We start from the raw sequence: 8,860 nt of genomic DNA on the forward strand, positions 1-8,860 counted from the left end.
CCGCTTGTGTGAATTCGGACCAGAAAACCACTTTACGTTTACGTAAACTTTATCTAACCTTAGTCGAAAAAGGAAATGGTCATGAGCGAAAAAAGAACCTTCAGCATCAGCGAGCTCTCGCAGGAGTTCGATGTAACAACGCGAAGCATCCGCTTCTACGAGGATCAGGGCCTGCTCAAACCCAGGCGCCGCGGCCAGACACGCATTTTCAGCACCAAGGACCGAGTGCGCCTGAAGTTGATTCTCCGCGGTAAACGCATGGGCTTCACCCTTGCAGAAACCAAGGAACTTTTCGACCTCTGGGACGAGACCCTGACCGGCAATGAAAAACAGCTGCTGAAAATGCTGGAGATCCTGGAAGCCCGGAAGGCCATGCTGGAACAGCAAAAGAACGACATAGCCCAGGCGGAAATGGAAATAGATACCGCCGAGGCCCGGTGCCGAGAAGCCCTGGCCGACCTGGAGAAGAAGAAAAAAGAACAGGAACTGGCGCCAAAAGAGACAGAAGAAGCCGTTGCCCACAAGTGACGGAAACCAAACATCAAGCTTTCAAAACAAGAAGGTAGCCAACGATGAAATCACAATACTCAGAGCTGAATTTCGGCCTCGGTGAAACCCTCGACATGCTGCGTGAGCAGGTCAACGGCTTTGCTGCCTCCGAAATCGCCCCGCGCGCCGAAGAAATCGACCGCAATAACGAGTTCCCCATGGACCTATGGCGGAAAATGGGCGACATGGGCCTGCTGGGTATTACCGTGAGCGAAGAATACGGCGGCTCCGACATGGGCTACCTGGCCCACGTCATCGCCATGGAAGAAATCAGCCGTGCCTCCGCCTCCGTTGGTCTCTCCTACGGTGCCCACTCCAACCTCTGCGTGAACCAGATTCACCGCAACGGCACCGAAGAACAGAAACAGAAATACCTGCCCAAACTGGTCAGCGGCGAACACGTCGGCGCCCTTGCCATGTCCGAGCCCAACGCCGGCTCCGACGTTATCTCCATGAAACTCCACGCCCGTGACGAAGGCGACCATTACGTCCTCAACGGCAACAAGATGTGGATCACCAACGGCCCGGACGCCAACACCTACGTCATCTACGCCAAGACCGACCCGAAAGGCGGCTCCAAGGGCATCACCGCCTTCATCGTCGAGCGCGACTACCCGGGTTTCAGCCGCCACCAGAAACTCGACAAACTCGGCATGCGCGGCTCCAACACCTGTGAACTGGTGTTCGAAGACTGCAAGGTTCCCAAGGAAAACATCCTGGGCGGCGAAGGTAACGGCGCCAAAGTCCTCATGAGCGGCCTCGACTACGAACGCCTCGTCCTCTCCGGAGGCCCCCTGGGCATCATGCAGGCCGCGATGGACGTGGTCGTTCCCTACATCCGCGAGCGCAAACAGTTCGGCCAGGCCATCGGTGAATTCGAACTGGTACAGGGCAAAGTGGCCGACATGTACACCTTCATGAACACCTCCAAATCCTACGTCTACATGGTGGCCCAATCCGCCGACCGCGGCGAGACCACCCGCAAAGACGCCGCCGGCGCCATCCTCTACTCCGCAGAAATGGCCACCAAACTGGCCCTGGACGCCATCCAACTGCTCGGCGGCAACGGCTACATCAACGAATACCCGACAGGCCGCCTGCTGCGAGACGCCAAGCTGTATGAAATCGGTGCCGGTACGTCCGAAATCCGCCGGATGCTGATCGGTCGCGAGCTGTTCCTCAACAAGTAACGAACGCCCGATCCGATCGACTCACGGACTATAACTCCCACGGTAAGCCGAGGGGGTGGCGGGTGGTCCTCCCGGGAATGTTGAAGGCCAAGGATGGCCTGAAACAAGCGCACATGGACGTGCTCGTAGCGGTTCCCGGGAGGACCGCCCGCCACCCCCGGATGCCCCGAGAAAGAAGGCTGGGAAAATGACCATACTCCAAAGCAAAATAAACCCAAGATCTGACGAGTTTCAGGTCAACAAAGAGTCCATGGCAGCAGCCGTAGCGGACCTGCGGGAAAAAGTCACCAAGATCCAGCAAGGCGGTGGCCCCGACTACCAGAAGCGCCACACCGACCGCGGCAAACTCCTGCCCAGGGAACGCATCAACCGCCTGCTCGACGACGGCTCCCCGTTCCTCGAAATCGGCCAGTTCGCCGCCTACAACGTCTACGACGAAGAAGTCCCCGCTGCGGGCGTCGTCGCCGGCGTCGGCCGCGTCTCCGGCACCGAATGCATGATCATCGCCAACGATGCCACGGTAAAAGGTGGCAGCTACTACCCGCTCACGGTGAAAAAACACCTGCGCGCCCAGGAAATCGCCCTGGAAAACCGCCTGCCCTGCATCTACCTGGTCGACTCCGGCGGCGCCAACCTGCCAAGACAGGACGAAGTCTTCCCGGACCGTGACCACTTCGGCCGCATCTTCTACAACCAGGCCCGCATGTCCGCCGACGACATCCCCCAGATCGCCGTCGTCATGGGCCTGTGCACCGCCGGTGGCGCCTACGTGCCCGCCATGGCCGACGAATCCATCATCGTCCGCAACCAGGGCACCATCTTCCTGGCCGGCCCGCCCCTGGTGAAAGCCGCCACCGGTGAAGTCGTCTCCGCCGAAGACCTGGGTGGGGCCGACGTGCACTGCAAGATCTCCGGTGTCGCCGACCACTACGCCGAGAACGACGCCCACGCCCTGGAAATTGCCCGCCGCTGCGTGGCCAACCTGAACCGCCGCAAGCCGGTTCCGGTGGAAGTCCAGAAGCCCCGGGCACCGCTGTACGATCCCGAGGAAATCTACGGCATCGTCGGCACCGACCTGCGCAAACAGTTCGACGTGCGCGACGTGATCGCCCGCATCGTCGACGGCTCCGAGTTCGACGAGTTCAAACGTTACTATGGCCAGACCCTGGTCACCGGCTTCGCCCACGTCCACGGCTACCCGGTGGGCATCGTCGCCAATAACGGCATCCTGTTCAGCGAGTCCGCCCAGAAAGGCGCGCACTTCATCGAACTGTGCTGCCAGCGCAACATCCCGCTGCTGTTCCTGCAGAACATCACCGGCTTCATGGTCGGCCAGAAGTACGAGTCTGAAGGCATCGCGAAGCACGGTGCCAAAATGGTCATGGCCGTCGCCTGTGCCGAAGTACCCAAGATCACCGTACTCATCGGCGGCAGCTACGGTGCCGGCAACTACGGCATGTGTGGCCGCGCCTACAGCCCCGACTTCCTGTGGATGTGGCCCAACGCCCGCATCTCCGTCATGGGCGGCGAGCAGGCCGCCGGCGTTATGGCCCAGGTTCGCCGCGAAGGCCTCGAGCGCAAGGGCGAGACCTGGAGCGAAGAAGACGAGGCGGCATTCAAGAAGCCCATCGCCGACAAGTACGAGCACCAGGGCCACCCCTATTACGCCAGCGCCCGCCTGTGGGACGACGGCGTTATCGACCCGGCCCAGACCCGGGAAGTGGTCGCCCTGAGCCTGTCCGCCACGCTGAACCGGCCGGCGAAGCCAACGCGCTTCGGCGTGTTCCGCATGTAACCGAGGAGAAGGATCATGTCAGAACAGGAATCTGCGGTTCTGCTGAAACGCCGCGATGGCGGTGTGACCGAGGTTGTGCTGAACCGCCCGGACAAACGCAACGCTTTTGACGACGTCATCATTCAGCAGCTGATCCATACGCTGACCGACGTCAACGCCGACAGCCGGACCAAAGTAGTGATCCTGCGCTCCGAAGGCAAACACTTCTCTGCCGGCGCGGACCTGGGCTGGATGCGCCGCATGGCCGAAAACACCCACCAGGAAAACCTGGACGATTCCCGGGAACTGGCACGGCTGATGAGTGTACTCAACCATCTGTCCAAGCCGGTGATTGGCCTGATGCAGGGTGCGGCCTTCGGCGGCGCCGTCGGTCTTGCCGCCTGCTGCGACATCGTCATCGCCACCGAGCAATCCAGCTTCTGCCTGAGCGAAGTGAAGCTCGGCCTGATTCCAGCGGTCATCAGCCCCTACGTGGTGCGCGCCATCGGCGAACGCCAGGCCCGCCGGTACTTCATCTCCGCCGAAGTCTTTACCGCAAAACAGGCTCAGGAGTATGGCCTGGTGCACATCGTGTGCGACGACGTGGATGCCATGGAGCAGCGCTGCAACGAAATGCTCCAGCAACTGGCCAGCAACGGCCCCGAGGCCATGAAAGCCGCTAAGGACTTGGTCTTTGCCGTCAGTCACAAGCCGATCAATGAAGCCGTGATCGACGATACCGCCCATCGCATCGCAGACATCCGCGTGGGTGAGGAAGGCCAGGAAGGGCTGAGTGCTTTTCTGAACAAACGCAAGGCCAACTGGGTTCCGGAGGAATAACAACAATGTTCAGCAAGATTCTGATAGCCAACCGGGGCGAGATCGCCTGCCGGATCATCCAGACCGCCCACCGCATGGGGATCCGCTGTGTCGCGGTCTACTCCGACGCGGACGCCAGCGCCCGGCATGTGGCCATGGCCGACGAAGCGTTCCATATCGGCCCCGCGCCCAGCTCCGAGAGCTACCTGCGGGCCGAGAAGATCATCGAGATTGCCAAACAGAGCGGCGCCCAGGCCATCCACCCGGGCTATGGCTTCCTGTCCGAGAACACCGAATTTGCCGAAGCCTGCGAAGCCAACGGCATTGTCTTTATCGGTCCGCCCTCCTCCGCCATTGCGGCCATGGGCTCCAAATCCGCCGCCAAGGCCATCATGGAGAAAGCCGGCGTGCCTCTGGTACCGGGTTACCACGGCAAGGACCAGTCCCCGGATGTGCTCCGTGCCGAAGCCGAGAAATGCGGCTTCCCGCTGCTGCTGAAAGCCGTCGCCGGCGGTGGCGGCAAGGGCATGCGGGTGGTCGAAAGCATGTCCGAATTCGACGATGCCCTGGCCGCCGCCCAGCGCGAGGCCAGAAACGCCTTCGGCAACCCCGACATGCTGATTGAGCGTTACCTGACCCAGCCAAGGCACGTGGAAATCCAGGTGTTCTGTGACCAGGACGGCAACGGCATCTACCTGGCCGAGCGGGACTGTTCGGTCCAGCGCCGCCACCAGAAAGTCCTGGAAGAAGCACCGGCCCCGGGCCTGACCGAGGAAACCCGCAAGGCCATGGGCGAAGCTGCCGTACGCGCCGCCCAGGCGATCAACTATGTGGGTGCGGGTACGGTCGAGTTCCTGTACGACGTGGACGGCTCCTTCTTCTTCATGGAGATGAACACGCGCTTGCAGGTGGAACACCCGGTCACCGAAATGGTTACCGGCCAGGACCTGGTGGAGTGGCAGCTGAAGGTCGCCTGGGGCGAGCCCCTGCCCCTGACCCAGGACCAGGTCAAAACCCGCGGCCATGCTCTTGAAGCACGGATCTATGCCGAGGACCCGGACCAGGACTTCCTGCCGGCCACCGGTACCCTGCGCTACCTGAGCACCCCGGATGAGTCCGCCCACGTGCGGGTGGACACCGGTGTCACCGAAGGCGATGAGATCAGCATCCACTACGACCCGATGATCGCCAAGCTGATCGTCTGGGACGAAACCCGGGACCAGGCCATCAACCGCATGGTCCAGGCTCTCGAGCACTACCGTATCGCCGGTGTGAAGACCAACATCCGGTTCCTGCACGCCCTGGCCGACGCCCAGCCGTTCCGGGAAGCGGATCTGACCACCGGCTTCATCAGTGCCCACGAGGACCTGCTGTTCCCGAAATCCAGGCTCGACACCCACAAGGCGCTGGTGCTGGCCGCCGGTTTCGTACTGGAGCAGCGCAAATCGTCAGAGCCGGTGACCGCGGATCCCTGGTCCCCGTTCAGCCGCAAGAACAGCTGGCGCATGAACTCGGAATACGCCCAGCCGCTGAAATTGCAGGTGGGTGACGACATCCACGAGCTCAAGATCCTCGAGCGGGACGACCGCTACCAGGTCTTCGTGGGCGACAGCGTGTACCACCTGAACGCCAAACTGGACGACGACTACCTGCAGGCTGTGGTCAACGGCCACCGGATCAGCGTTCACGGGAACCTGCACGACGATCAGCTGGTCCTGTTCTACGAAGGCGACACCTTCAAGTGCACCGTCTACCGCGAGACCTACGGGTTCGAGGAGATGGCCGGTGAAGGCAGCCTGGCCGCTCCCATGAACGGCGCAATCGTTGCCGTTCAGGCCAAGGTGGGCGACAAGGTCAGCGCCGGCCAGACCCTGGTGATCATGGAAGCCATGAAAATGGAGCACGCCATCAAGGCGCCGGCCGACGGCGTGGTGAGCGAGATCTTCTTCGCCGAAGGCGACCAGGTGTCCGAAGGTGCCGAACTCATTGCCATCGAAACCGAGGAGGCTGAGTGATGGCGTTTCCGAAACAGGTTCGACTGGTGGAGATGAGCCCCCGGGACGGTCTGCAGAACGAGCCCGGCCCGGTCATCGCCACCGACATCAAGACCGGCCTGATCGACCGGCTTGCCGACTGCGGCCTGAGCCACATCGAGGCCGCCAGCTTTGTGTCGCCCAAATGGGTGCCGCAAATGGGCGATGCCGCCGACGTCATGGCCGGCATCAACCGCAGGGCCGGCGTCCGCTACTCCGCCCTCACCCCCAACATGAAGGGTTTTGAGGGCGCGCTGGCCGCGAAGGTGGACGAGGTAGCCGTTTTCGGGGCCGCCTCCGAGTCCTTCACCAAGAAGAACATCAACTGCACCATCGCCGAAAGCCTGGAGCGGTTTGCCCCCGTGGTCGAGGAAGCCCGCAAGAACAACATCCCCGTGCGCGGCTACGTCTCGACCGTCCTGGGCTGCCCGTACGAGGGCGACATTGCCCCCGAACAGGTCGCCACAGTCGCCAAAGCCCTCTACGACATGGGCTGCTACGAGATTTCCCTGGGCGATACCATTGGCGTAGGTACGCCGCTGAAAGCAAAGCGTATGCTGGAAGCGGTGGCCGCACACGTTCCCATGGAACGGCTGGCCGCCCACTTCCACGACACCTACGGCCAGGCCCTGGCCAACCTGTATGCGGTGCTGGAAGAAGGCGTGAGCGTAATCGACGCCTCCGTCGCCGGCCTGGGCGGTTGCCCCTATGCCAAAGGTGCTTCCGGTAATGTCGCGACCGAAGACGTGCTCTATCTGCTTAACGGTCTTGGCATCGAAACCGGTGTCGATCTGGACAAACTGGTCGCCACCGGCGACTGGATTTGCCAGCAACTGAATCGCCATAACGGCTCTAAAGTCGGCCAGGCGCTTGGAGGAACCTGCAAATGAATAAGAACAAGAACGTGGTCGCCCTTGATCTCCCTATTCCCGAGATCAGTGACATGCCGGAGGACACCCAGAAGTACTTCCAGATCTGCCAGGAAAAACTCGGCATGATCCCGAACGTACTGACCGCCTACAGCCAGAACCTCAAGCAGCTGGAAGGCTTCACCCGTCTTTACAACGAGCTCATGCTCGGCGAAGGCGAACTCTCCAAGCTCGAGCGGGAAATGGTGGCCGTGGTGGTTTCCTCCGAAAACAAGTGCTTCTACTGCCTGGTGGCCCACGGCGCCGCCGTGCGGGTACTGAGCGGTGATCCCCAGCTGGGTGAGCACATGGTGATGAACTACCGCAGCGCCAAACTCGACAAGCGCCAGCGGGCGATGCTGGATTTCGCATCCCACCTGACCCGGTCACCGGCCACCGTCACCGAAGACGACATCCAGGCCCTGCGGGATGCCGGTCTCAGCGACCGGGGCATCTGGGACCTGAGCAACCTGGTCGGCTTCTACAACATGTCCAACCGCGTGGCAATTGCCAGCGATATGCAACCCAACCCCGAGTATCACAGCCAGAGTCGCTAGCAAGTACGCAGACTTGCTTGCCCTCGAATACAACAACAATTGGAGGCAGAGATATGAGCAAGACTCTACCAAGCTACACCAGCGGAACCGCAGAAGTGCCCCTGCTGGGCATGACCATCGGTGAAATGCTGGACCGTACCGCGGAGAAGTATCCGGATACCGAAGCCCTGGTGTGCCTGCACCAGGACATCCGCTGGACCTACAAGGAGTTCGTGAAAAAGGTCGACGAGGCCGCCCGTGCCTTCATGGCCATCGGAGTGAAACGCGGCGACCGGGTGGGCATCTGGTCCCCCAACCGTTACGAGTGGACCGTCACCCAGTTCGCCACCGCGAAAGTGGGCGCCATCCTGGTCAACATCAACCCGGCCTACGGCGTGCACGAACTGCAGTATGCGCTGAACCTCGCCGGCATCACTACACTGGTCACCGCCGACAGCTTCAAGGCATCCAATTACCGGGAGATGATCTACGAGCTGGCGCCGGAACTGAAACGCAGTGCCCCCGGCAAGCTCAAGGCCGATCACGTACCGGAGCTGCGTGCCGTAATCAACGTGCACGAAGACAAGCACGACGGCATGTGGACCTGGAAGGAATTCCTGGGCTTTGCCGGAGAGGTGTCCGAGCAGCAGCTGTACGAGCGCCAGGACCAGCTCCAGTTTGATGACCCTATCAACATCCAGTTCACCTCCGGCACCACCGGCAATCCGAAGGGCGCCACGCTCACCCATCACAATATCCTGAACAACGGCTACTTTGTGGCGGAGAGCCAGCGCTTCACCGAGAAGGATCGCCTGGTGATTCCGGTGCCCCTGTACCACTGCTTCGGCATGGTGATGGGTAACCTGGGCTGTATCACCCACGGCTCCACCATGATCTATCCGGGTGAAGGCTTCGAGCCCAAGTCCGTCCTGCAGGCCGTGCACCAGGAAAAGGCCACCGCCCTGTATGGCGTGCCCACCATGTTTATCGCCGAGCTAGCCGAACCGGAGTTCGAGACCTACGACCTCTCCACCCTGCGCACCGGCATCAT

General features: G+C 61.4%; 8 protein-coding genes. All 8 read left to right on the top strand.

Annotated elements, in window-relative coordinates; all coding sequences use genetic code 11:
* Nucleotides 1-81 precede the first annotated feature (81 nt).
* Entirely contained in the window at nt 82-528 is a 447-nt protein-coding gene (locus tag R6W86_RS15835; RefSeq protein WP_410330328.1) for a MerR family transcriptional regulator, read from the top strand.
* 44 nt (nt 529-572) lie between these two features.
* Nucleotides 573-1,739: an isovaleryl-CoA dehydrogenase gene (locus R6W86_RS15840; RefSeq protein ID WP_410330329.1), complete on the top strand. Its 1,167-nt coding sequence runs from the start codon at nt 573-575 to the stop codon at nt 1,737-1,739.
* Nucleotides 1,740-1,926: 187 nt separating this feature from the next.
* Nucleotides 1,927-3,534, top strand: coding sequence for a carboxyl transferase domain-containing protein (locus R6W86_RS15845; RefSeq protein ID WP_410330330.1), 1,608 nt, complete (start codon nt 1,927-1,929; stop codon nt 3,532-3,534).
* Nucleotides 3,535-3,549: 15 nt separating this feature from the next.
* Nucleotides 3,550-4,353, top strand: coding sequence for an enoyl-CoA hydratase-related protein (locus R6W86_RS15850; protein WP_410330331.1), 804 nt, complete (start codon nt 3,550-3,552; stop codon nt 4,351-4,353).
* A gap of 5 nt (nt 4,354-4,358) precedes the next feature.
* A complete protein-coding gene (locus R6W86_RS15855; protein WP_410330332.1) occupies nt 4,359-6,347 on the top strand; it encodes an acetyl/propionyl/methylcrotonyl-CoA carboxylase subunit alpha in 1,989 nt (662 codons plus the stop codon).
* Entirely contained in the window at nt 6,347-7,255 is a 909-nt protein-coding gene (locus R6W86_RS15860; RefSeq protein WP_410330333.1) for a hydroxymethylglutaryl-CoA lyase, read from the top strand. Before R6W86_RS15855 ends, R6W86_RS15860 begins: the two co-directional genes overlap by 1 nt.
* Nucleotides 7,252-7,830 (top strand): peroxidase-related enzyme, encoded by a 579-nt coding sequence (locus tag R6W86_RS15865; RefSeq protein ID WP_113861191.1) that lies wholly within the window; start codon nt 7,252-7,254, stop codon nt 7,828-7,830. The genes R6W86_RS15860 and R6W86_RS15865 overlap by 4 nt, the downstream gene beginning before the upstream one ends.
* A gap of 53 nt (nt 7,831-7,883) precedes the next feature.
* Nucleotides 7,884-8,860, top strand: a 977-nt coding sequence (locus tag R6W86_RS15870; protein ID WP_410330334.1) for an AMP-binding protein, incomplete at its 3' end; no start/stop codon positions are given.

The sequence above is a fragment of the Marinobacter sp. genome (assembly GCF_046484525.1).
GTDB lineage: Bacteria > Pseudomonadota > Gammaproteobacteria > Pseudomonadales > Oleiphilaceae > Marinobacter.

What these genes read in the sequence shown, in the direction of transcription:
- R6W86_RS15835 (WP_410330328.1), top strand. Translation starts at nt 82, where the DNA reads ATGAGCGAAAAAAGAACCTTCAGCATCAGCGAGCTCTCGCAGGAGTTC.
- R6W86_RS15840 (WP_410330329.1), top strand. Translation starts at nt 573, where the DNA reads ATGAAATCACAATACTCAGAGCTGAATTTCGGCCTCGGTGAAACCCTC.
- R6W86_RS15845 (WP_410330330.1), top strand. Translation starts at nt 1,927, where the DNA reads ATGACCATACTCCAAAGCAAAATAAACCCAAGATCTGACGAGTTTCAG.
- R6W86_RS15850 (WP_410330331.1), top strand. Translation starts at nt 3,550, where the DNA reads ATGTCAGAACAGGAATCTGCGGTTCTGCTGAAACGCCGCGATGGCGGT.
- R6W86_RS15855 (WP_410330332.1), top strand. Translation starts at nt 4,359, where the DNA reads ATGTTCAGCAAGATTCTGATAGCCAACCGGGGCGAGATCGCCTGCCGG.
- R6W86_RS15860 (WP_410330333.1), top strand. Translation starts at nt 6,347, where the DNA reads ATGGCGTTTCCGAAACAGGTTCGACTGGTGGAGATGAGCCCCCGGGAC.
- R6W86_RS15865 (WP_113861191.1), top strand. Translation starts at nt 7,252, where the DNA reads ATGAATAAGAACAAGAACGTGGTCGCCCTTGATCTCCCTATTCCCGAG.